The organism is Paraflavitalea pollutisoli (assembly GCF_029360705.1).
Classification (GTDB): domain Bacteria; phylum Bacteroidota; class Bacteroidia; order Chitinophagales; family Chitinophagaceae; genus Paraflavitalea; species Paraflavitalea pollutisoli.
This window is the reverse complement of the sequence record NZ_JARKMX010000001.1, coordinates 1,011,853-1,037,414: the sequence shown is the minus strand read 5'-3', so window position 1 is coordinate 1,037,414 and position 25,562 is coordinate 1,011,853. Positions and strand designations below refer to the sequence as shown.

Sequence of the window (25,562 nt, the reverse complement as noted above, 5' to 3'; positions counted from 1 at the left end):
ACGGTCAATAAAAATTGACACGTCCGTGCTTGCTATTCTACTAACTAAGACTGCTTGACATTATTGATAGCCAGGGTTCTGATACGCTGCCACTTCATTATCACTCAACGGCTGTCCGTTTACCCTCAGCGCTATGATCTGCGGTAAAGGAATTGGCCGCAACTTATGGTACGGCGACAGGTTGGTCGCATCGGCATTGTACAGTTTGGTTCTATCATACAGCGCCTCTACACGTACCAGGTCTTCCCAACGATATAGCTCACCACACAACTCGCGGGTCCTTTCGTTGAGCATGAAATGAATGAACCTGCTTTCGGTCGAGGCAACAGTAGGCGGATACAATTCACTGGCGGCATTCGTGGTAAACAAGGTTTCTGTGGCCAGCATAGCGGCTTCTGTACTGCTGAGGTCCGATTCTGAACCGCCATAGAATAACCAGTTGTGCGGGTTCTTGACCTCGCCAGCCTTATAGGCCGCACGCCTGCGCACAATGTTTACATACTCCAGTGCCTTGGCATAGTCGCCTTTACGGCCATAGGCCTCCGCGACGATCAGGTAAGTCTCCGCCACCCTGGCGTAGGTACCATTTCGGATACCCCGCTCCTCCTGCAGATCGGCAGTCAGGCGAACGCCATCGAGAAATTTGATCAGTGTCAGGTATTTGTTGTCCGAAAAGTCGGAAGTGATGGGATCAGTCGGGCTGGCCCTTCTATAGCGCGCATAGACCTTCGCGCGGAACTTACCAATATCTGCCGGTAACAAAGGCTTGTCGGCCCGATTCACGACAAACAATCCCGCAGTATCACCCAGGCCCACCACCTTTTTGCCCACCAGGTCAGGACTAGGCGCATTGGCCGCCGTGAATACGGGGATGGCGGAAGAGTTACTATGACTGGTCGGCGCATTGCGATAGTATGCCGTTTGAAAGCTTTTGAAGAAGCGGGAATCATTGGCCCGGTCAAAGATATCCATGGTATAGTCGGTTGGCCGCAGACGGCGGAAGGGACGACCGTTGAAAGCATCACGGATCATGCCGGGAATAGGAATACCCGCATCGTATTGCGTACCGAAATACAAGTGCACCCGGTTACCATTACCGGCCAGGGCCAGGCTGTTACTATACTGCGCAGCAAAGATGACCTCCGTGCTAGCGTTGTTGGCAGCAATCTTGGATGCATCGCCCAATGGCAAGGCACCATCGAAGCCTGGCTTGGGAGGTGTTGTATTGGCATAGCTGGCACTGAACAGGTTGGCATAGTTGGCCTCGAGCGTATGTACACCCGACTTGATCACCGAATCGCCATACACAATAGCACTATCGAGATCGGTTGCTTTCTTGCCCCTGTTTTCCGTCACGGCACTCGCCCGCGTGAGGTAGGCTTTGGCCAGGAAGTGGTAAGCTACGGATTTTGAAATACGCCCGCGCTCGGAAGGGATGGCATAGGATAATACCGGACCGGCATTACGCAGGTCACCGATGATCTGGTCATAGATCGCTGCCACCGGCGTGCGGGGAAAATCGGAACGCAGGGTATCGGACGATTTGTTGACCAATGGGATCGCACCGAACTGCTGTACCAGCTGGAAGTAATAGAATGCCCGCAGGCCCATCAATTCTGCGATGCGCTGGTTGCGCTGCGCAGCGGTGCCCAGCAGTCGGGAGTTCACATCGTTGAAAGCCCCAATCATTTCAATACCCATATTACAACGGTTGATGCCCGCATAATTGTTGGTCCAAAAACCGTTCACAAATCCATCGGAGCCATTGGGGTTAAGCAGGTTGTTGTATTTATTCCAATGCTCGTTGTTGAACTGATCGCCCAGCCGGAATTCATCGGTCCCAAAATTCCACATGGCGTATGATTGCTCATTCTCGAATTTCCAACGCAGGGCCGAATAGGCTGATTTAACCAGATCTTCCAGGCCCTGGTCGGTTTTATAGTAATCCTGGGTGAGTGTGGTCACCAATTCTTCTTTGATAAATTTCTTACAGGAGGGCAGGCCAAATACCGCGATCAGGCAAGCTGCTACTGTTAATTTATAGATTGTTTTCATTGTCGTTCTTTTTAAGGCAATCATTTGGTTTACTTACAACCCCAGGCGTACGCCCACTACAAAACTTCGGAAGCTGTAGGAGTTGGGACCCGGGTTGTTGGTAGTGGAGGCAAACTGCTCTGTGTACTGAATCATCTCAGGATCATAGTCCGACTTGTTGTGAAACAGGAAGGGGTTGACCGCATTGACATAAACAGACATCGCATTGGCCTTGATCTTCGACAGGAACGACTGCGGAAGCCGGTAAGTCAGGGATATATTTCTGACGCGCACGAAGCTGCCATCCCGATAGCCCAACGCTTCCCAATAAGTGGGCACATCGGAAGTACGGGTAGGCTGCTGGTACTCATTGGAGGGATTGGTGGGCGTCCAGTAGTTGACACTGTTCGATTGGAACCTGCCTACCAGGCCCGGCCTTGGCACCCGGTACATACCCCCTTTGCGGATATAAATGAGGCAGCTCAACTCGAAGTTTTTGTAAGCGATGGTGTTGGTGATGCTGCCCGTCCAATCGGCATTGTCGTACCCCAGCACCGTTTTATCGTTGCCATCGATCAGACTATCGCCGTTGATATCCCGCACGCGGATCTTACCAGGTCGGAACAATGCATTGGCACCATTGGTCCCCTTCGGCCACAGGTAATCTGCCAGGTAACCACCACCTTTTACCGTATCACTGTATTGGTAAATGCCATCGGAGATATAGTTGTAATACACCCGGATCGGCTGACCCACCATCCAGAGGTTGAGCAGGTTATTGTTCTTCGAACCATCAATCGTCACGATGGCTTCTTTGTTCCGGCTGAACACAACATCGGTCGTCCACATGAAACCACCGCTGTTGACATTGACAGAACTGAGGGAGATATCGAAGCCCTTGTTGCTGACCTTACCCAGGTTGATGTACATGGTACTGACGCCATTGGCAGACGGGATTCGCATTTCCTGGAGTTGATCGGTCGTTGTGCTCTTGTATACATCGATGCTACCGGTGATGCGGTTGCCCAACAGTCCGAAGTCGAGACCCGCGTTGATCGTAGCCGTTTTCTCCCAGGTAAGACCCGGTGTCTTGAACGTGGTAGGTGCCAGCCCTACGGCGGCAGCTCCATTGGTCCAGTTATAGTTGGTGAAGTCGAGCGGGCCATTGGTACGATAGGGAGGAATGGAAGAGTTACCCACCAGGCCATACCCAACGCGCAGCTTGGCAGCGCTGGCCACATTTTGTTCTACAAAGAAAGGCTCATTGTCCAGGCGCCAGGCGACTGCTGCGGAGGGAAACCATTGCCCTTTGCTGCCTTCGGCCAGTACCGACGAGTTATCGTACCGGTTACTGAGCGTGAGGTAGTACTTACTTTTGTAGTTGTAATCGACCCGGCCCATATAAGAAAGCAACTGCAAGGCGCTGTAGCTACCGCTACCGGTGGTTACCCCCAACGTGTTGCGGTTGAGTGAATACCATTTTTGCTCTTCGAAGATCAGGTTGTTGGCGGTGAGCGCCAGCACATCTGTTTTATTGGGATTCTGCATTTCGTGCAGCAGGGTCACGTTGAAAGAGTGATCCTTTTTGATCTTGAAATCGTAGTACAGCAGGTTGTCGTATACCCAGGAAATACTGTTGGTAATGGTATGGGTCGCGTTGGCCACCCCACCCTGCCGTACGGAAGACAGTGCGCCATTAAACTGTCCCTGACGCGTATTGCGCGAATCGAGGCCAAAGACGGTTTTGTACCGTAGCCCTTTGAATAAGGTGAACTCGGCATATACGTTACCAAATACCCGGCTTACTTTCATTTCATTGATCACGGTATTCTTGTCGTTCATGGGGTTTACGATATTCTGGTCACCCCCTGCATACAGGATGAACTTCCCGGCGCTATCATAGGGTTGCGCAAAGGGGAGCTGCCCCGAAGCACCACCATACATACTGGGTCCTATGTTCTGTACACTATTTGAATAGGTGATCGTATTGCCCATCGTCAGCCATTTGACCGGCTTGAACTCGGTATTGTTACCAATGGTGTAGCGGGTATAGTCCTGGCCATACTCGATGCCCTTCTGGTTGAAATACCCGGCATTGAAACTGGCCCTGATCTTATCACTACCAGCACTGATCGAGATGTTTTGTGAATTGGTGATGCCCTGCCTGATCGCAGCACCCTGCCAGTCGTACCCCTGCACTTTGGAGGGATCAAAAATATCGAGACTATCCAGAACGGGTATCTTCAGGCTGCCCATGACTGCTTTTTCTTCCGCAGTAGAAGGGCGCTTATAAGCAATATAGGTATTGGTAGCCCGGTCAAATACACGCCATTGGTAGGCAGACTTGATCACGTTGAGTGTATACTGGTCGCCATCAAACAGGTTGATATCGGCGGCAGCGTTGGGATAGTAATTGTTGGGCTGGGTGGTATTCTGCGCAAAATTGTACACCTTATCGGCGGAGAAAGCTTGTCGCCAGGCGTCCATGAGCTGAACCGCATTGAATACCGGAATATCCTTCAGCAGGTTATCGAATGATACGCTGCCACTGTATTCGATGCTGACCTTCCCTGCGCGGCCTTTTTTGGTAGTGATCTGGATGACCCCGTTGGCACCCCGCACGCCATAAATGGCGGTAGCCGAGGCGTCCTTCAGCACATCGATGTTTTCGATATCGAGCGGGTTCATATCATCGATGGTATAACTAACAGGTACACCATCTACTACGTACAAGGGTTCATTGCTGGCAGACAGCGAGCGATTACCCCTGATCCTGATCCGGCTACCACTACCGGGCCGGAAGGAACTGGCCATGGCTTCTACCCCGGCCACCCTGCCCTGCAAGGCCTGGGTGACATTGGTAACAGGTATGGATCGGATCTTTTCGGCATTGATAGAGGCCGTAGAGCCGGTTACATCTCCTTTCTTACGCGTACCATACCCCACCACCACCACATCTTCCAACGACCTCGATACCGCATACAGCGTAACCGACAGGGAAGAACGGTTGTTGAGTTTCACTTCTTGTGACAGATAACCTATGTAACTGATCTCGAGCGTTGCGGTAGCGCTGGAAACGACCAGGCTAAAAAAACCTTTTTCATTGGTAGTAGCAGAAGCAGTAAGCCCTTTTTCGGTGACGGTGGCACCTGCCAGGGGTTCATTCTTTTCATTGACGATAGTTCCTGTAATCGTCGTTTCGTACACGGGACTAAAAGGCTCATGATAGCCCGGAGTGCCGGCAATGTCATTGGAATAATTCGGAGGATCGTGTGGAGAAGCTGACAAGGAGAGTGTAAAGCAACTCGCCAGCAGTACGGGCGCAGCAACCCGAAACGCATAGCTTTGGCATTTTTTCATACAGCAAGTATTTAAAGCAAGTTTTTGGTCAATCGTTACCAATTGTAAGGTAGCTATCACCCCACGAACAATCATCCTGATCTATCCTGATAGCACCATGATACCTGGTAATAAATAAAAAAAGCAAGCTCTTGTTACAGCTTGCTCCATGTGCTTCAAAGTGGCTCCTGCATGAAACCTGCTTATGATGGGTTCTTCAATAACGCTCGGTCAGTTGTTTCAGAAAAGGCATCAGTAACGGTACCCATCGTACATACCTACGATACTGTTCGCTGACCCCTGCCAGCAGATCACGGTCACCAAACTGAACCGATACAAGTATATACAGAGTGGTAAACAGTGCCAGCAACAGATGCGCAACCGTCATAGTAGGCGTTGCCCAACTGGCGATCATAAAACCGACATATAACGGATGGCGTACCAGCTTGTAAAATACCGGCATCCGGAACGGCAAAGGGGTATACGATTTACCCTGGTACAGCAGCCATACCTGCCGCATGCCAAACAGCTCGAAGTGATTGATGAGAAAGGTACTTGTAAATACGATCGACCAGCCGCCCACATAAGCAATGCACAATATCATTTTCAACACGGTATGCTCCACCTGCCACACCACGCCCCCCATGGGCTGCCAGCGCAACATCAGCAGTAACAGGCAGCAGCTGGCTGTCAGGATATAGGTACTACGTTCCAGTGGCTGGGGTAAATAGCGGGCGATCCATTTTCGGACCGTTGTTCCCGTCAGTAGCTGGTGCAGGATCAGGCACAACAACAACAGGGAGGCATTGATCAACGCAGCACTCAACAACGGCATTTGGGGGGTACTGTCCATCGACCTGCCGGCAAACAGGTTTCCTGCAAATCCAATAGCATACAAGGTCGCTCCAAGAAATACGCTGTAACAGGTGACCCCATACAGCAAAAACAATACTTTCTTCATGGCTAATAAGTGTTTACAACACCGGGCAATAGGCCCGGTAAGGTGAAAAGGAATAAAGATTATTTTGTAGCAGGGTAGTGCAAGGTTACCACATACCTACCTGCGGCGAAAGCGTACCTTAGCAGAAGGGTAGGTATCCTGCGTACGACCAATGGTTTTTTGAGAATGGCTGTGGCGGGCGGCGACAGGAATAGTTGACGCCAGCAACTCAAGGTTCGGCGTTAACTACACAGAAAATCAGGCTGTTCAATCAGGAGCCTTTCGGGGTACCGGGAAAAAGGGGGTACTTACACACTAGATAAGCCCAAGCCATCGATCCATGAAGGTTATGCCGAATATCAGCACGCTATTGCTGGCCGTTTATTACTGCCTGCTTTCTCCTGCCCTGCAGGCCCAATACCGGTTCGACAAGGCCATCTACCTCAACAAGGAACAGGGATTGTCTGCCAACCACATACGGGCTATCCAAAAGGGAACCGACGGATTCATTTGGATCGGCACCTCCGAAGGTCTTTGCCGGTTCGACGGTCAACAGTTTAAAATATTCAAGGAGGGTAGTGATCCGCGTTACGCCTTGTACGACAATACCGTCAACGCTATTCTGGCGGGCCGGAACGAGGTCTGGGCAGCGACCAACCAGGGACTGTCTGTGCTCGATATCCGGCAAGGGCAATTCCGGCATTACCAGATCGGGAAGACCGGTAAACGCGACAGCCTGAAAAAAGACCTGAACTATGCCGTCAACGCCCTCACCCGGGATGCATCCGGCACCATCTGGATCGGAACGGTTAACCACGGCCTCTGGCGGTATGACCGGGCTAAAGACAATTTTGTCAACTTCCCCTACCCTGCCGACGCGTATCCGTATACCGCCCCCCTGCTCGGTCCCAACAGTTCCATCCTCAGCATTGAACCCAGCCGTACCAATGACTCCATCATTTGGGCCGGAACCCTGAGTGGGCTACAGCAGGTAAATAAGTATACCGGTGCCGTACGCTGGTTTGTATATCCGCAGAAAGACAAGACCTACCAGGTGTCTGTCAACGTGTTCCGGCGGCTCTATCACCACACCGATGGCTTGCTGTATGTAGGCAGCTGGTCGGGCGGCGTACAAATCTTCGACCCGGAAACAGGTTCTTTACAACCCGTGCCCGCCGATGAACGTTGGCGCCCCGCCCTTAAAGGTGCGGTAGGCGGCATCTATCCCAAAAGCGACCACGAGATCTGGATCACCACAGTAGCAGGTTTGTTATTGTATGATACGCGGCTGAAAAATGTGACCAAAGAATGGGTCAACAATCCTCAGAAAAACCTTTACTACGGTATTCATTGTATCGATGAAAAGAACCGTGTATGGTATGGTAACATCAATGGCATCCAATACTTCGACCCTACCATGCAACAGTTCTCCAGCCACTCCTTTCACGAACTGTATGGCACCGACTGGGCGTACGCACAACATATATTACCTGACCCGGAAGGACGGATGATCACCATTTGCCCAATACAGGCCAATGGCATTTATATCTTCGATAAACATACGCAGACATGGACCAAACTGCCTTTCAAAGGGCCGGCTCCCTATGCAAAACTGGATGTATTCAGCGTGACCAGGTTGCCCGACGAAAAGCTGGTCATCTCTGCCAGTAAAGGTCTTTTCACGTACGATAAACGCACCCAGCAACTAAAGTCGATACAGCCACCTCCTACCCGCTTTAAGCAATACCGCGATGTGCTGGCGGATAAACGGGGCCGGTTGTGGTTGGCTGCGGGCGCCGATGGTCTTATCCGCTGGGACCTGGCCACCCAGGAATACAAAAGCTACCGGCACCTGATCTTCCCGATGGATACCGCAGCCGTAGCCGAAAGGGTCGTTAATCTCTACGAAGACAGCAAGGGCAATATCTGGTTTACCCGCAACAGCGGCATGAGTGTGTATGTGGCCGATCGCGACAGTGTGATCAACTTTACTTATACCGATCAATCCTCCAACAGCTTCCCCTTTGTACATCGCTATGCCGAAGACGGCAGCGGCAGAATTTGGGCCACCAGTAACGCTGGCTGGTTGGGCTATGCCCAGGTGAATGCCCCAGAAAAAGGCATCCTCGCCAAGTTTTACCTGCCAGCTAAAAAAGTAGAGGGGCGGGTATACGGACTAACCGCCGACAGGAATGGTAGCGTATGGGGATACAGCGACAAACAATTGTTCCGCATCCTGCCAGGCGATACCAACGTCACGACGTATAATTTTCAATACGGTATCAAAGATGTCGACTTCTACCATTTCTCCTTTCTGCCTTCCGGTGAACTGATCCTCGGCGGTAGAAACAATATCGTGCTGGCCGATCTCACTGCCTTTAAACGCAACGAGGAAATGCCGGCACCTTATATCAGCGAACTGCAGGTGCAGAACCAGCCGCAAACCATGCCGCCGCTGTTTGGCGATACGCTGCTGGAATTATCGCACCAGCGTAACTTCTTCACCATCGGCTTCTCTGCCCAGGCCTATACCCTTCCCCAGGAGGTTCGCTTTCGCTACCGGCTCAACGGATTCGACGAGTGGCAGGAAGTGACCGGCCGCAGCAGTGTGAACTATACCAATGTACCCCCTGGCCAATATACCTTTCAGTTACAGGCTGCCAATAACGAAGGCACCTGGAACCCGAAAGTTGTCAACCTGGCCGTACACATCGCTACCCCCTGGTGGCAGACCTGGTGGTTTTATGTGCTGTCATTTGTCGTAGCAACCGGCATCATCTACTGGGTATACCGGATGCGGATCACCCAGGTAAGAAAAAAGGAGCAACTGAAAACGCAATACGAAAAGAAACTGGCCAACGTGGAAATGAGTGCGTTGCTGGCGCAGATGAATCCGCACTTCCTGTTCAACTGCCTCAACTCGATCGACTCCTATATCATCAAGAACGAATCGCGTAAAGCGTCGGAATACCTGAACAGCTTTGCCCGGCTGATGCGGTTGATCCTACAGAACTCACGGTCCAACTATATTACCCTGAAAGATGAGGTGGAAACGCTGGAGTTGTACCTGCAGATGGAGGGTCTTCGTTTCCGCGACCAATTCAAGTATGATATACGGATCAACACCCAAACAGATACCGGCTCTATCGTGATCCCTCCTATGCTGATACAGCCTTATGTAGAAAACGCCATCTGGCACGGACTCATGAATAAACACGATGGATCACCCCGCATGGTGGACATCAGCATCGAGGAACGCAACAACAACCTGTATTGCATTATCCAGGACAACGGTATCGGGCGGGTGAAGGCGCAGGTATTGCGTGCCCAGAAAATATCCGGCAAGCGCCGCTCCATGGGCATGCAGATCACCCGTGACCGCATGGAGATCATTAATAAGTTATATGATGTGAATACCAGTGTAGCCATCACCGACCTCACCGACGATACCGGCAATGCCATGGGTACCCGGGTAGAGCTCGTGATTCCGCTGTAGCGACCGCAACGGCTTTGCCCGGGACCGCAAAGCTGCCGAGACAAAGGTTCCACCCTAAATGTTGTACTATGATCAAAGCAGTAATTATCGACGACGAGCACCATAGCATTGAAACGCTGAAATGGAAGCTGGAAAACTATTGTCCCGAGGTACAGGTGGTAGCCTCCTTCGATCGGCCTGCAGAAGGCGTTGCCTGGCTCAAGTTGAATGCCCCCGACCTGCTCTTCCTCGATATTGAAATGCCCATGCTCAATGGCTTCGATGTGCTGGAAGAACTAGGTAAGGAGATTTCATTCGATGTCATCTTCACGACGGCCTACGACAATTTCGGTATCCAGGCAGTGAAGTGCAGTGCGCTGGATTACCTGCTGAAACCCGTTCAGAACAAGGAACTGAAAGAAGCCATCGAAAAACACCAGCGCAAATCGAACCGCCGTATTCCGTCGGAACAAATAGACGCGCTGATGACGAATATACAAGCCGAACGCAAGGGTAAAATGGGCCGCATAGCCCTGGCGTCCAAAGAGAGCATCGAATTTGTTGACCCCGCTGTGATCATCTGTTGCGAGGCCAGCAGCAACTATACGACCGTTTACCTGACCGATAACCGGAAGAAAGTGATATCGAGGATACTGAAGGATTTTGAAGACATGCTGACACCGTATCATTTCTTTCGCGCACACAATTCCTTTCTCGTCAACCTCAAGCAGGTCCGTGAATTCATCCGTGGTGATGGAGGCTACCTGTTGATGGAAAACAAGATGAAGATCCCGGTGTCGAAAAACAGGCGCGAGGAACTGATGAGCCTGTTGCTCTAAGTCCGGCTTGCCGGCTATTTGTAGGCAGGTATCTGCACCACGTTCCACAACACTGTCCCTCTGAAAACTGGTTTCACCGAAAAAGCAGCAACACTGTTTTACCCCCAATACAGGAAGTACCACTATGCACGAAAACGGCACGATTAGAACTAAAGACGGCTGCGCGATCGGCATGAAGATCTATGCGCATGCACCAACACAGGGAAAGGTGATCCTCGTGGGGCCTTCTGTGCTGGCCTCTCAGCAACATTATCATGAACTGGCGATCTTTCTCGAATCGCAAGGCTATCCCGTGATCACCTTCGATTACCGGGGCGTTGGATTATCGGCTCCGCAAACCCTGAAAGGTTTCAAAGCCCGCCTGCTGCAATGGGCCGTGCAGGACCTCGATGCCGTAATACGGTATGCACGCACCCGGTTTCCCAATCAGGAGATCATTTACATTGGCCATGGCATCAGTGGTGAACTGATCGGTTTGTCGCCGGCCAACCAATACATCAACAAACTGGTATTGGTGAACAGCGCCCTCACCTGCCGTAAATTATGGCCCTGGCACGACCGGCTCCGGATGTTGTTCCTCAAAACCTTTGTGCGTTTATCCAGCACGATCATGGGCTATTTTCCCGGCAGAAGCAGCGGCATTTCCGACAACCTGCCCAAAGGGGTGATGTATGAATGGATAGACTGGTGCAGCAACAACAATGGCCTCTTCGATCATTTCCCCGATATCAATTACCGAAAGCTCGACATCCCGTTACTGGCCATCAGCTTTTCGGATGACTGGCGTTCTCCCCGGGAGGCTGTACAAGCCCTCCTGCACTATTTTTCCGGGTCACAGATCACCTGGCACCATTTCAAACCGGGCGATGTAGGCATGAAAAAGATCGGCCACCTCGGTCCCTTCGAGAAACGGAACCGGGAAGGCATTTGGAATCCGATGCTGGTATGGCTCAGGAATTGACAGACGTAGCGGGGGCCGTAAACTTTTTGAGATCGATCAGCTCTTCGGGCAAGGAACGCTTGTTCCAATAGGCGTGAACGGCCATGGCAGCCCCCACGGCAGACGCCTGGGCGATCGATGCTGCATACACTTCCAACTGCGGATAGGCCCGGGCTAATAAGTGCATATAAATAGTATTACGGCCAAAGCCCCCATCAACAAAGATCTTTTTCACTTCCCGGCTCATCACGAGATTGGTAGACGCTACCTGCTGCTGCATGATGTCTGCGATCAGCTGGTGGTACGCTTCTTCATACGTGGCAAAATCATGGAGATCGCGTTGTGCGAAGACCGACTGCTGCAGGCCATGAGAACCTGTGGCTTTATCTGCAAACGCGGGGCGTTGCTGTAACGCATCGATGATGCCAGGAGAAAAGTGGACCGTCTTGTAGTAATCCGCCGATTGCTCGAAATGAGCAGCCAGTCTTTTCACCTGTTGCTCGTGTTCATATCCGGCGAAGAGCCGCGATGCCTTGACGGGGCGGGCGCGGTACTCCATATAACACAAACAATCCTGTTTCAACTCATCGGCTAGCAGGCGCGACTGGTTGAAAGGATTGAGGGTAATACACCAGGTACCGGTTGAAATAAGCAGGAAAGGCTCGGTAAAATTGGCCAGGTAAGGAATGAGCGCGGCCGAACTATCGTGCAGGCCCACCCCACTCAGCACGGGCCTTCCATCGAGCGAGGCATTGATCAATTGGTTGGAGGGAAATATCGGTGCCAGCTTATCGATCACCCCTTCGCGGAAAATCCACTCATGGTAATGGTTTTGGGAGAAGTTCCACAAGGCAGTATGACAGCCTATGCTGGTAATGTCACTATATGTTTTGCCGGTGAGCAGATAACTCATGTACTGCGGCAGGTGCAGCGAATACCGGATCTTTTCGAATACCTGCGGCTTGTGTTTTTTGAGCCAGTACAACTGCAAACCCGAATTGAGGTTACCCAGGGCCGGCGAGGCGGTATGCATCGAGAACGTGATCTCGCCACCATATTGCTGATAGAACTCTTCCTGCAATCCGGCCGGGTATGGCTTCAGGTAATTGTACAGGGGCGTAACGGGCTTGCCTTCTGCATTGAGGTGCACGAAACTGGCGCCATAGGTCGAAAAGTTGACAGCCTTGAGGGTATACTCCCGCATGGTTTGAATATCGCGCAGAGAACGTTTCACCCATTGTGTCAGGGCTTCGATGTCTTCGCACGGATCGCCGTCTTCATCGGTGATCTCGGTAAAGGGACTGGATCGCTCCAGCAACATATTGTAGTCTTCATCGAAGAGGAAGAATTTCTTGTTGGTCTTACCGATATCGAAGATGGCAATGATGGGCAGGTTCGTCACGATTCAACATTTTGAGCCTTGGCTGCGGACGAGTGGTTCGCAGCCAAGGCTGTATACTTGCTTACAATCCTGTTGCTACAGTCTTTTGTCCGCGCTCTTTGATGAGCTGTTCCCGTACTTTATGGGTACGGAACAAACCCAGCGGATCGAGTGCCCCACCCGCCTGCAGGCGTGCTTCGGCTACCAGCGGACGTACATCGGTACGATAAGCCTGCTGCAGGATCTCCTGTGCACGGGCCACGTCGCTTTGGTCTTGTGCCTGTTGCAGCGCTTTGGTATCAACCAGCAAGGCCTGTGCATAGGCGATCTTAATAGCCTCTACCGATTGCAGCAGGTCTTCCAACGGATCTTTTACATTGTGCGAGGCATCGATCATCCAGCCCAGATCGGTGGCATGGTTCATCGACCTGGCGTCCATACCTTCTACCAGCTCATTGAAGATGAGGAAGAGCTGGTAAGGATTGATGCTGCCTACCGTGAGGTCATCATCGCCATATTTTGAATCGTTGAAATGGAAACCGCCGAGTTTGCCTTCACCCAGCAACAAGGCTACGATCTGCTCGATATTCGCATTGGGCAGGTGATGACCCAGATCAACCAGGGTATAAGCCTGCGGACCGAGTTTGTTGGCATACAACAATGACTGGCCCCAATCACCGACTGTCATGGAATAGAAATTGGGCTCGAAGGCTTTGTATTCGACAAACATTTTCCAGTTGGCCGGCAGGGCCGCATAAATTTCTTTCAGGCTATCGAGCGTGCGCTGGAAGGCCTTGCGAAAATTGAGCTGACCTGGAAAACAGGATCCATCGGAAAGCCATACGGTGATGGAATCGGAACCGAGCTCCACCCCATGCCTGATCACCTCGATGTTGTGGTCGATGGCCTGTTTGCGAACGGCTTTATCGACATGCTGCAGCGAGCCAAATTTGTAGCTGAGCTCCTGGTCTTTCTGATCCTGGAAAGTATTGGAATTGACCGCATCAAAGCGCAGGCCGTGTTGAACAGCCAGGCTTTTGATGGCAGTAGGATTCTGAGGAATATCCCAGGGAATATGCAGGGAAATGGCACCGCCAGACTGGTTGAGTTTGTGCAGCAGGCCTACATCTTCGATCTTTTCTTCTAGTGTGCGGGGTTCACCGCCACCGGAGAAACGGCCAAAGCGTGTACCGCCGGTACCCAGGGCCCAGCTGGGAATCGCCACCTGGAAGTCCTTCAGTTTTTGGACGATATCCTTCACCTGGCTTATATCGGAAGCGATGAATTCGAATTTCTTTATATGCTTTGCGAGCAGGTCACTGTTGTGGTTGTCGATCGCATACTTCTCCACTTGCATACTCAATCGTTTTATGGTAAGTAAAATACTTCTTTTAAGGGAATACTGACGGGCGAATTGTCTTCATTGCTAGCCATGATGTCTTTCATATAGGCCCACCATTTTTGCATCACCGGTTGTGCGGGCAGGTTGTCCAATGCCTTCGGGTCTTCGGCCTTCAACACACCAAACAGGCTGTTGGTGGTTTCATCGAGAAAGATGGAATAGTCGCTGATGCCCGTTTCTTTCAGCAAAGCTTGCAGGTCGGGCCAGATGGTATCATGTCTTTTGCGGTATTCTTCTTCAAAACCGGGGTGCAGGGTCATTTTGAATGCAATGCGGGCCATAGGAGCAATTCGTTTATTGTTAAAAACAGGCATCGAGGCAGCAAGGCACCGAGCCGTTCAAGCAGCCCGGACATCGAGATCGCGGATGCAGGCACTTTGCCAACGACTTTTCCCTCGATGCCTTGTTGCCTTCTTGCCTTCTTTATCTTACAAAAGCCATCGCCACACCTCCATCTACATTGAGCACGTTGCCGGTTGATTTGTTGAGCAAGCCGCCTACAAATACGAAGCAGGCATTGGCAATGTCTTCCGGCAAAATGATCTCGTTGAGCAAGGTGCGTTTGGCATAATAAGCGGGTAATTCTTCCACTGTAACGCCATAAGCTTTGGCGCGGCCTTCGGCCCAGGCGCCTTCCCAGATCTTACTATCGGAGATGACGGCATCGGGATTTACGACATTTACGCGAATATTGTCTTTACCCAGTTCAGCCGCATTCAGGCGGCTGAGGTGCAGCTGGGCTGCTTTCGCACTGCCATAACCAGCATTGTTGGGACCGGAAACCAGGCCGTTCTTGCTGACGATGTTGAGCACATCGCCACCCAGGGCCTGCTTGCGCATAATCTCTACGCCAGCCTGGGTGACAAAAAACTGTCCTTTCACGAGAACATCGTACAGGATATCCCAGTCTTTTTCGGTATGATCTTCAATAGGCTTGGAGATCGAAAGCCCCGCGCAGTTCACCACGATGTCTACACCACCAAAAGCCAGGGCCGCAACAGTTGTCGCATTTTTAATATCCTGCTCGCTGGTCACATCCAGTACTGCAGTCGCAAATACGTCTTTACCATATTTCTTCTGGAAGTCTTCTTTCGCACCTTCCAGTCGTTTGGCATCATTGTCATTGATGATCACGCAAGCGCCTTCATCGGCAAACTTTTGCGCAATAGCTTTTCCGATACCGCCAGCGCTACCGGTTACCAGGGCAACCCTTCCGGACAGCGCCTTGGGCTTCGGCATTCGTTGCAACTTGGCTTCTTCCAACAACCAGTATTCGATGTTGAATGCTTCCTGGTGTGGAAGTGAGGTATAAGAAGAGATGGCCTCCGCACCACGCATCACATTGATGGCGTTGGTATAGAACTCTGCCGCTACCCGGGCTGTTTGCTTGTCCTTGGCAAACGTGAACATACCTACGCCCGGATACAGGATCACCACGGGATTGGGGTCGCGCATGGCTGGACTGTTGGGGTGCTTACAGGTATTGTAATAGTCTGCATACAGCTTGCGGTACGCTTCGAATGGTGCAGCCAGTTGTTCCTTCAGCCCTTTTGCATCCGACAGGTCTGCATCGGGAGCGATGGCCAGTACCAGCGGACTGATCTTGGTACGCAGGAAGTGGTCGGGACAACTGGTGCCCATCGGCGCCAGGCGGTCGAGGTCTTTGGAATTGATGAACTGGAGTACACGGTCATCATCCGTAAAATGGCCTACCATGCGGGTATGGCTCGAGCAGAAACCACGCAACACCGGGGCCAGCAGGGCGGCCTGGCTCAGGCGGGTTTCTTTGGGCAGGGCCTGTATCCTCGCACCACCAAAAGTGGTTTCTTTTTTCGTCTTCGACTCGATGTACTCGGCACAGGCTTCAATCACTTCCAGCGTATTCACATACGACTCATACGCCGTATCGCCCCAGGTAAACAGGCCATGCGAACCGAGCATGATGCCGCGGATACCGGGATTTTCATCGAGACACTGTTTCAGCTTCAGTCCCAGGTCAAAACCGGGGCGTTGCCATTCTACCCAACCAATGGTTCCTTTAAAAAGTTCCTGGGTGATCTTTTTACCATCTTTCGCGGCCGCGATGGCAATAGCCGCATCGGGGTGCAGGTGATCGATGTGTTTGAAGGGCAGGAAGCCGTGTAGGGGGGTATCGATAGAAGGTGCTTTGGAAGCCAGGTCAAAAATGCAATGATTGAAAAGGTCCACCATTTCATCTTCATACTGAATACCACGGTACACATTGGTGAGGCTACGAAGTCTGTCGACATAAAGGGCAGCGAGGCCACTTTTTTTCAGTGTGCCGATATCGCCACCAGACCCTTTGATCCACATCACTTCCGTTTCTTTGCCGGTCAGCGGGTCTTTCGATGTCACCTTACAGGAGGTATTGCCACCGCCATAATTGGTGAGGCGCAGGTCGGCCCCCAGGAGATTGGAGCGATAGATCAACAAAGCCACTTCATCACCAGCCATAGAGGCGGCTGTAGCTTCATTCCACAGATAACTTACATGCTTAAATGTTGATGTAGTAACAGACATTGTATCGAATTTAAATAATATGAATTGCGGTTTGCTGTGCCTTGGCTTCTTTTTCCTTTTCCTTGAGGTGGTTACCGTAACCTACCACAAGCACCGAGAGCAGAATAACAGCGATACCGGCAATGATGGTGTTCTTTGTTTTTTTAGACACTCCTTTCCATTCATTCAAGGCAAGACCCCAGGCGTTAGCTATGAGTATAATAAATGCCATGTGCAGGATCCACGAGCTGGCGCCATTGCCCAATTTGCTTTCGCCCATGCCATAGAAAAAGAACTGCAGGAACCAGGTAGTACCCGCTATCGCAGAGAAAAGATAGTTTTTACTCAGCGGGGTTTGCTTGTTTGTGTAATCTTTAAAGGTCTTATTGCGGGCATTCAGGATCATGCACCAGATGAAGTTTGTGGTCAACCCACCCCATAACAGTACTACATAGGTAACATTGTTGGCGTAGAGAAACTCACCCTGACCGGGATTAACTGCCTTCCAGGCGCCGTTGGCCACTTCTGCCATGGGCTTACCGGCCTCGATACCGAAGCTGAAGCAGGCACTCAGTACGCCCGATACAATGGCTACGAAGAGCCCCAGGCCAATCTTGAATTCCTGGTTGGCCGTACCCTGCGTATGACCGGCCAGGTCTTTATCTTTCATCGCACCTGCCTTACCGCAAATGATGATACCGATCACGCAGATGAGCAGGCCAAGCAATACGAACTGGCCCCAGCGCTCTGATAGCAGTATAGAGATGGTATCTTTTCCGGCTGCCGGAAAAAAGTCATAATAGATGGAAGGAACCAGCGACCCAAACACCGAGCATAAGCCAAGGATGATGGAGCTGCCGAGTGATACGCCCAGGTAACGAACACCCAACCCATAGGTGAGACCGCCAATACCCCATAGCACACCCATGATATAGGTCCATTTGAGGACTGCAAAATCTGCTGAATGGATGATGGTACCGAAATCGGGAATGGTAAGCCAGGCTGCGAGCGGGGGAATGATCAGCCAGGAAAAGAGACCGCCAACGATCCAGTAGCTCTCCCAGGCCCAGCCTTTTACTTTTTTGTACGGTATGTAAAAACTTCCTGATGCGAACCCACCGATAAAGTGGAATATTACACCTAAAATAGATCCCATGAGTTTAGTATTTTTTCAATATGGCCTGGCAAGTAAGTGAATATAGGTGGTTAAAAGTAGACGGATTCAGTTAGTCGGCCATCATGTACCATCATGGTGGAGAACGCCCCCTAAAAGGCTTTGCAGGAAGGTAATACGCGAGCTACCAACCTTCCGGGAACGGCCTGTTGCCACACCATTTTCTGTGAGGGTTAATGCGGCCTGCAATCGTTGCCGGAGATAGGGATATCCCGGCTGACCTTTTTTTTGTAGGTTTGATCCTTCATGTGTTAACGAATGTTGCTGTAATGAAAAAACCTCCGATCTATCAACACCTGTACATCGACTATCATTCTGCTACCCCCAAGTACCTGCAGCTGGCCAATTCCATTGTTAAAGCGATTGCCGACGGCAAGATTGCGAAAGACGAGATCCTGCCCTCCATCAATGAGTTGAGCTTCGAATTCGAAATATCCCGCGATACCGCGGAGAAAGGATACAAGCACCTGAAGAAGATTGGGGTGTTGGGCTCGGTGCCCGGCAAGGGCTTTTTCGTCAAGACCACCGAAGTCAATCACCAACTGAAGGTCTTCCTGCTGTTCAACAAACTGAGTCCGCACAAAAAGATCGTGTACGATGCCTTTGTTGCCGCCCTGGGCGAAATGGCCAGTGTCGACTTTTATATTTACAATAACGACTTTGCTTTTTTCAAGAAACTACTCGAAAGCAAGAAAGATGATTATACCCACTATGTGATCATCCCGCATTTCATGGAAGGCGGCGAGAATGCCCACGAGATCATCAACATCATCGACAAAAGCAAATTGATCCTGCTCGACAAACTGGTGGCGGGCGTAAATGGCGAATACGGAGCCGTGTACGAGAACTTCGAGAAAGACCTCTACCAGGCATTGGAGCAGGCAGTGCCCCAATTGAGCAAGTACGATACCCTCAAGATCATTTTCCCCGAATACACTTATTTCCCGCAGGAGATCCTGAAAGGGTTCTACCGTTTTTGTAACCAGTACGCTTTTAACTATAAGGTGGTACACGATATCGAAGACGAGCCGATCCAGGAAGGCGAATGCTTCATCAACCTGATGGAGAATGACCTGGTGACGCTCATCGAGCGCATCCTTGCCTCCAAGCTTAAAGTAGGTAAACAGGTGGGGGTGATCTCGTACAACGAGACGCCACTCAAAAAGATCATACTGAACGGCATCACCACCATTTCCAGCGATTTCCAGATGATGGGAGAAAAAGCTGCGCAGCTGATCCTGGAACGCTCGACGGAGCACATTGCTATTCCCTTCTACCTTACCTTAAGGGCTTCGCTGTAGCCAACCAGCAGTCTGGCGCTTATACCAGCAACAGATCGGTCTTTTTGCGGTGCATGGGCAGTTCGTCGAAATGCTCCATGATGAGGGCAGCAGCCCCCAACCGCTCGGCATTGAAGCCCAGTGGGGAGATCATCAATTCTATCTGTTCTGCGATCTTGGGAATGCAATGTTCATTGATGGCCTGTTGTACTGGCGCCAGCCACAAACGGCCGGCCAGTGATCCCCTGCCACTCAGCACTACCAGTCCGGGATTCAAAATATGAACGAGAATGGCAATACCCCGCCCAATATGATAGGCCGCATCGGAGATCAATTCGATGGCATATTTATCGCCAGTGACGGCAGCTTCCATCACGATACGGCTTGTTTCTTCCAGGTGTGCGGTATCCAGCCCTTTCATCGCACTGGTGCGGCCAGATTGTAAGCCCTGTATCGCTTTTGCGGCAATGACCTGCAAGGAGGTCTCCGTTTCCAGGCAACCGGTCTTACCGCAATTGCAGATCTTATTGTTGGTGAACAGTGGTATATGACTGAACTCGCCGGCAAAACCGTTTTGCCCCCTGAATAAACTTCCATTAAGGATCATACCCAGTCCAATCCCCCACCCGATATTGACCACCATGGCGTTTTGCCGGTTTTGCGCAATACCCAGCTTCCACTCGGCCAGGGCAATAAGGCTCGAGTCGTTGTCGATGAGCACCGGAAGGCCTGTCTCCGATTCAATATAATCGATGATGTTACCGCCATTGCCATTGAAGAAGGAATAGTTGATCCCCTTTCTGCCATCCACAAACCCAGGCATACCAATACCAATGCCCGCAAATTTTTCGCGTGGTAGGCCAGAATGGGCAATGAACTGGCTGAGTATGCGTCCCAGTTCGTGTAACGCCTGCGGATCGGTCAGCAATGACAACTCTACCCGTTGCGCTTTCCCCACCAACTGATTCGCCATATCCAATATGGAGATATGGGTAATAAATTGATCCATGGCCACCGATACTACATATAGTATGTCCGGGCGGGCCGAATATACCTGCGGCCGACGACCACCCGTAGAGTGCGCCAGTCCGGATTCTACGATCACCCCCTCCTCCAGCAAATCACTCAGCGCCCTGGCCGTGTGGGGCAGGCTCTTATCCGTCAATACGCTCAATTCGGCGCACGACAACTTACCATTAAAGTAAAGATGCTTGATCAGTGATTTTCTGTAGAGGGCCTGTTTCTCGGACACTTCTTAAAATTTTAATAGAATGATGGGGCATATTCACAATGGCGGGCAGGTTTCCTACGCAAGGTAATAACTAAGCGTTACCCCTGCATAAAGCTTAGACGGTTAAATCTTGATAATGTTTCACCAGCTCAAAGGTTTTAGCAAGTGAATGCTTCAAAGATTTCTAATCGCAAGGTTATTTTGACGGAACTTCTTAAACTTATCATCAATCTTCACCCACTTTTGATAAAATATTAACATTTCTTATCTAGTTCTTATGATTTTTTAAGAAGTATCATTAACTTACTGTAAATTTTACAGAAGTCTTCCTGCAAACCATTACTAAATGCCCGACAAACAAACAACCAATAGGAAGCGGCTGATCAAGCACCTCTATTTCGAGGGATCGCTGTCCTGCGCCGATCTGAGTTTGTTACTAAAGCGCAGTATCCCGATGACCTCCCGTATGCTGAATGAGCTCATCGGGGAAGGCAGCGTCGTGGAAACGGGATTGGCCACCTCCACGGGTGGCAGGCGGCCCCAGATGTATTCACTACGCGGCGACCTGCTGTATGTGGTGTCTGTGGCCATGGACCAACTGGTAACCCGGATCGCCATGATGGACATGCACAACCACTATGCGTTCGGGCCGATTGAGGTACCTCTGAAACTGTCGAATAACCCACGCGGGCTGGAAGAATTACAGTTAGCCATCGAACATTTTATTCAGGGGTCGGGCATTGTTCGGGAAAAGATAGCCGGCATCGGGATCGGCATGCCGGGATTTGTAGACGTACGCAAAGGCATCAATCACTCCTTTTTAGCAGCCCGCGAAGGCAATATTGTAGGTTTCCTCGAAGCCGGATTGGGCATACCGGTTATGATCGATAACGACTCCAGCCTGATCGCCCTGGCGGAACAGCGTTTGGGCGTGGCACGGCGGCACCAGAATGCGATGGTCATCAACATCAGTTGGGGTATCGGCCTTGGCCTGGTGCTGAAGGGGGAGCTTTTCAGGGGTAATAATGGCTTTGCCGGCGAGTTTAGCCATATCCCTGTATTCACCAACAACAAGATGTGCAGTTGCGGCAAAAGCGGCTGCCTGGAAACCGAAGCCTCCCTGTTGACACTTACTGAGAAGGCTGCGAAAGGACTACAACAGGGTAAGATCTCCATGCTGCAACAGGTAACGCTCGAAGAGCAGGGGCCGGCTGTACAGGCCATCATCGATGCGGCTATACGTGGCGATAAGTTTGCCGTGGGCCTGTTTGCCGAAGCAGGTTACAATATCGGCCGGGGCATTGCTATCCTGATCCACTTGTTGAATCCCGAGTTGGTCGTATTAAGCGGCCGCGGCGCTGCCGCCGGCAAAGTGTGGCTACCGCCTATTCAGCAAGCCATCAATGAACATTGTATTCCCAAGATCGCAGAAAACACAGAAGTCGTGCTGTCCAGCCTATGCCTGGAGGCTGGCCTCACCGGGGCGGCTGCGCTGGTCATGGAGCATTATGAACGCAGCAACCATGATCACTTATTTAAACAACAGGAAAAAGTAGCATAACAGAAAAACCGGCACACCTCATCCTATAAACACAAATCCTACCCGCAGTACCTAATTATCATTCCACAGTAACAATCATTATTAACATCCAAAACAACTACGATGAGAATGCAATTCAGCAAATCCATTGTATTGCTCTGCATGATCCTGGTGGGTACAATATTGTATGCACAGGAGAAAAAGACCGTAACCGGTGTGGTGCAGGACAACAAAGGGGTTGCGCTCGCTAACGCAGCCATTAAAGAAAAAGGAACCAACAATGTCGTTTTATCCAATGAACGCGGATCATTCAGCATCCGCATAAGTCCCAACGCCGTTCTGGAAGTCAGTTACGTAGGACATGCCCCCACCGAGATCACCACCGGCCCTGGTGACCGGTACAATATTACCCTGCAGGAAAAGCAGGGAGAAATGCAGGAAGTGGTCGTTACTTCATTGGGTATCTCACGTCAACAAAAGGCCCTGGGTTACTCGGTCAGTACCATTCAGGCTGAACAACTGACACAGGCCGGCTCCCCCAACTTCGCCTCTGCCTTATATGGTAAAGCACCCGGTGTACGCATCGGTACTACACCCGGCGGAGCTACCAGCGCCGTCAATATTTCCATTCGCGGTATCAACTCCATCACGGGTAGAAACCAGCCATTGATCGTGCTGGATGGTGTTCCCATCCGCGATGGTGAAGCCAACAATACCAATTACTGGGGCGATCAGCGCCTGCGGGGCAATGGCCTGCTGGACATCAACCCGGAAGACATTGAAAACGTTACCATCTTGAAAGGAGCTTCCGCCGCAGCCCTCTACGGATCGGAAGCCGTGAATGGCGTTTTGCTCATTACTACCAAAAGCGGTAAAGGCAAAAAAGGATTCAGTGTAGATATCTCGGCCAATTACAGCCACGATGAAGTGGCCTACCTGCCCCGCTACCAGAACGTACGCGGTCCCGGTGCCCCCAAGCACGTCAGCAACGGCGGCCAGGATGATGCAGGTTTCGTATACCAGGACCTAGATGGTGATGGCGTGAAAGAAACCAGGGGTGTGGGTGGCTTTACCATTAATTTCGGACCCCTCTTCGACGGCAAACCTACCGTTGCCTGGGATGGCATCGTACGCCCGTATGAGGCACAAAAAGACAACTACAAAGGACTCTACCGCAGCGCCAACAACAGCAACCTCAGCGTATCGATGACGCAGGCCTCCGAGAATTCAAATATCCGCTTCTCCCTCACCCGGCAGGACAACCAGGGGGTAAGCCTCGGTGCCGAGAACAGTAAGAACATCGCCAACCTCAACAGTTCATTCCGCTTGAGTAAGAAGTTCTCGACCGACGTCATGATCAACTATATCAACCAGCACACCAAAAACCGCCCCTACTCCATCGATCGCATGATCAACAACTTCACCGGTATGATGGGCAGGTTTGAGAATGCCGATATGTACCTGGCCAAATACAAGACCAGCCGTGGCTATCGATTTGTGACGGGTACCAACCAAAGTCTTACCCCGAGTGAAAACATCACCCTGCCTGGCTTCAAAGGTGATATTGCCGATTATGTATGGCGTGTGAAAGAATACAATGAAGACGAATGGAGCAACCGGGTGATCGGTAGTGTAACAGCCAACTGGCAGATACTGAACGAACTCAAACTGCGCGGACGCCTCGCCACCGACTTCACCTCCGAAAGAGGAGAAAGCAGGAACTCCACAGAAGTACCGCTGGTGTTCGGCAATTCGGGGTCCTATGCCAACCGCACCACGCAAAACACCATTCTGTATGGTGACGTGTTGCTGACCTACACCAAAAAAGTGACCCCCGATATCGAACTCAGTGCTATGGGTGGCTATACCGCTACGGAAACCAAAGCCATCTCCGTACAACGGGAAACCAACACGGGCCTCAGCGTAGAGAATTGGTTCGACATCAAGGCATCGGTCAATACACCGGGCGCCAATGATCAATGGAACTACCGCAACCGCCTGGTACGCGACGCCTTCATCGGCACCCTAAACGGTAATTATAAGAACTACCTGTTCCTGGAAGGAACCGTTCGACGTGAACGCATCTCCACCATGCACCCCGACAACAACAGCAACACCTACTATTCCGTCAATTCAGGGTTCGTCTTTTCTGAAGCGTTCAAGCTGCCTGCTTTTGTCAGCTATGGTAAACTGCGCGGCTCGTATGGCACCGTGGGCAACTATCCCGACATGTATGCCGCCAATATCGCCTACTCGCAAAACACCCTGGGTGTACTGCAATCAGGTGGAGAGGCTGTACTGTATACTACCTTACCCATCAATTTTGGTAACGACGCTATCCGTCCTGAGTTGAAACGCGAACTGGAGTTTGGCCTGGAAGCCAAGTTCCTCAACAACCGGTTGGGCATCGATGTATCCTACTACAACGGTCAGATACGCGACCAGATCCTGCCCATCACTATTCCCGGCAGTACAGGCGCCACGTCGATCCTGACCAATGTAGGTACCCTGCGCAATAAAGGTTTGGAGATCGCACTGACCGGCGCCCCCATCCGTTCGAAGACCTTTAATTGGGATGCCGGTATCAACTTCGCCTTTAACAAGAATACCGTGGAAAAGCTGGCAGATGGCTCCGACCAACTGGTACACCAGGATTATGACGGTAATGCTGCCCAGCTGATCTCCAAAGTAGGACAGCCCATGGGCGACTTCTACATCCACCCCGTGGCCACTACCGGCAAGGGCGAAATGATCGTTGAACCCAATGGCTTGTACAAGCTCGACGACAAGCTGGTAAAAGTAGGTAACGCAATGCCGAAGGTCGTAGGTGGTATTTTCAGCAATTTCTCTTACAAGAACTTCTCGCTGGATGTACTCGCCGACTTCCGTTTTGGTGGCTATGTAATGCCTACCGGTATCAACTGGATGATCAGCCGTGGTCTGCTGGAAGAGAGTCTCAAGTATATGGATAAGGAAAGCGGTGGCCTCAGCTACTATGTCAACGCAGCCGGTAAGGGTGTGCAAACCACCGCAGCCGCCGGTCCCGCCGGAGAGAAAGTGTTTAACGACGGTATGCTGATGCCTGGTGTAACAGCCAACGGCGACGCCAACAACAACGTTATCTCTCAGGCCTATTATTACTGGAATACTTATAACTGGGGCGGCCCGCAGTACAGCTATTCCCGCTACGAACTGTATGTAAAGAAGAACTCTTACATCAAGATGCGTGAAATAGCCCTGTCGTATACGCTGCCCACACGGGTATCTGGCAAGGTTGGTTTCAAACGGGTGCAGCTGTCGGTATTCGGTCGCAACCTGTTCTATATCTACCGCACGTTGAAAGACCTGGATGCTGAACAAACAGTGGCCGGTTCCCGCTGGTTCCAGTCATTGACCAACGCCGGCACCAATCCGTCTACCAGAACCTTCGGCGTCATGCTGCGGGCTGGCCTCTAATGAATCATTCC

15 protein-coding genes are annotated in these 25,562 nt (G+C 51.2%); 6 read left to right on the top strand and 9 right to left on the bottom strand.

What is annotated here, in order from left to right; translation table 11 throughout:
* Nucleotides 1-60: 60 nt before the first annotated feature.
* From P2W70_RS04325 to mddA, 3 genes are all read right to left on the bottom strand, one after another.
* Nucleotides 61-2,055 (bottom strand): RagB/SusD family nutrient uptake outer membrane protein, encoded by a 1,995-nt coding sequence (locus tag P2W70_RS04325; RefSeq protein WP_276480193.1) that lies wholly within the window; start codon nt 2,053-2,055, stop codon nt 61-63.
* Between the two features lie 33 nt (nt 2,056-2,088).
* Nucleotides 2,089-5,394, bottom strand: a complete 3,306-nt coding sequence (locus P2W70_RS04320; RefSeq protein WP_276480192.1) for a SusC/RagA family TonB-linked outer membrane protein — start codon at nt 5,392-5,394, stop codon at nt 2,089-2,091.
* Between the two features lie 196 nt (nt 5,395-5,590).
* Entirely contained in the window at nt 5,591-6,334 is a 744-nt protein-coding gene (gene mddA / locus P2W70_RS04315) for a methanethiol S-methyltransferase (RefSeq protein ID WP_276480191.1), read from the bottom strand.
* A 319-nt stretch (nt 6,335-6,653) separates the two neighbouring features.
* Between mddA and P2W70_RS04310 the strand changes: the two genes are divergently transcribed.
* The 3 genes from P2W70_RS04310 (at nt 6,654) to P2W70_RS04300 (ending at nt 11,588) form a co-directional block, all read left to right on the top strand.
* The gene (locus P2W70_RS04310) at nt 6,654-9,809 is read left to right on the top strand and encodes a ligand-binding sensor domain-containing protein (RefSeq protein WP_276480190.1); all 3,156 of its coding nucleotides are present in this window, start codon (nt 6,654-6,656) and stop codon (nt 9,807-9,809) included.
* 68 nt (nt 9,810-9,877) lie between these two features.
* Nucleotides 9,878-10,627, top strand: a complete 750-nt coding sequence (locus P2W70_RS04305; RefSeq protein WP_276480189.1) for a LytR/AlgR family response regulator transcription factor — start codon at nt 9,878-9,880, stop codon at nt 10,625-10,627.
* Nucleotides 10,628-10,751: 124 nt separating this feature from the next.
* Nucleotides 10,752-11,588, top strand: coding sequence for an alpha/beta hydrolase family protein (locus P2W70_RS04300; protein ID WP_276480188.1), 837 nt, complete (start codon nt 10,752-10,754; stop codon nt 11,586-11,588).
* Here P2W70_RS04300 and P2W70_RS04295 read toward each other — a convergent pair.
* The 5 genes from P2W70_RS04295 to rhaT all read right to left on the bottom strand — a co-directional run bounded on the left by P2W70_RS04295 (nt 11,578) and on the right by rhaT (nt 18,026).
* Nucleotides 11,578-12,969: an FGGY-family carbohydrate kinase gene (locus P2W70_RS04295; RefSeq protein WP_276480187.1), complete on the bottom strand. Its 1,392-nt coding sequence runs from the start codon at nt 12,967-12,969 to the stop codon at nt 11,578-11,580. The genes P2W70_RS04300 and P2W70_RS04295 overlap by 11 nt on opposite strands.
* A gap of 61 nt (nt 12,970-13,030) precedes the next feature.
* Nucleotides 13,031-14,305, bottom strand: coding sequence for a sugar isomerase (locus P2W70_RS04290; protein WP_276480186.1), 1,275 nt, complete (start codon nt 14,303-14,305; stop codon nt 13,031-13,033).
* 11 nt (nt 14,306-14,316) lie between these two features.
* A complete protein-coding gene (rhaM, locus tag P2W70_RS04285) occupies nt 14,317-14,631 on the bottom strand; it encodes an L-rhamnose mutarotase (protein WP_276480185.1) in 315 nt (104 codons plus the stop codon).
* A gap of 142 nt (nt 14,632-14,773) precedes the next feature.
* Complete coding sequence (locus tag P2W70_RS04280; RefSeq protein ID WP_276480184.1) at nt 14,774-16,891, bottom strand: bifunctional aldolase/short-chain dehydrogenase; 2,118 nt, start codon at nt 16,889-16,891, stop codon at nt 14,774-14,776.
* 10 nt (nt 16,892-16,901) lie between these two features.
* Entirely contained in the window at nt 16,902-18,026 is a 1,125-nt protein-coding gene (gene rhaT, locus P2W70_RS04275) for an L-rhamnose/proton symporter RhaT (protein ID WP_276480183.1), read from the bottom strand.
* Between the two features lie 287 nt (nt 18,027-18,313).
* On the opposite strand from rhaT, the gene P2W70_RS04270 reads away from it, so the two are divergent.
* Nucleotides 18,314-19,345, top strand: a complete 1,032-nt coding sequence (locus tag P2W70_RS04270; RefSeq protein WP_276480182.1) for a GntR family transcriptional regulator — start codon at nt 18,314-18,316, stop codon at nt 19,343-19,345.
* A 19-nt stretch (nt 19,346-19,364) separates the two neighbouring features.
* On the opposite strand, the gene P2W70_RS04265 is transcribed toward P2W70_RS04270, so the two are convergent.
* Nucleotides 19,365-20,576, bottom strand: coding sequence for an ROK family protein (locus P2W70_RS04265; protein WP_276480181.1), 1,212 nt, complete (start codon nt 20,574-20,576; stop codon nt 19,365-19,367).
* A gap of 325 nt (nt 20,577-20,901) precedes the next feature.
* On the opposite strand from P2W70_RS04265, the gene P2W70_RS04260 reads away from it, so the two are divergent.
* Nucleotides 20,902-22,116, top strand: coding sequence for an ROK family protein (locus P2W70_RS04260; protein WP_276480180.1), 1,215 nt, complete (start codon nt 20,902-20,904; stop codon nt 22,114-22,116).
* 102 nt (nt 22,117-22,218) lie between these two features.
* Nucleotides 22,219-25,551: a SusC/RagA family TonB-linked outer membrane protein gene (locus P2W70_RS04255; protein WP_276480179.1), complete on the top strand. Its 3,333-nt coding sequence runs from the start codon at nt 22,219-22,221 to the stop codon at nt 25,549-25,551.
* Nucleotides 25,552-25,562 lie beyond the last annotated feature (11 nt).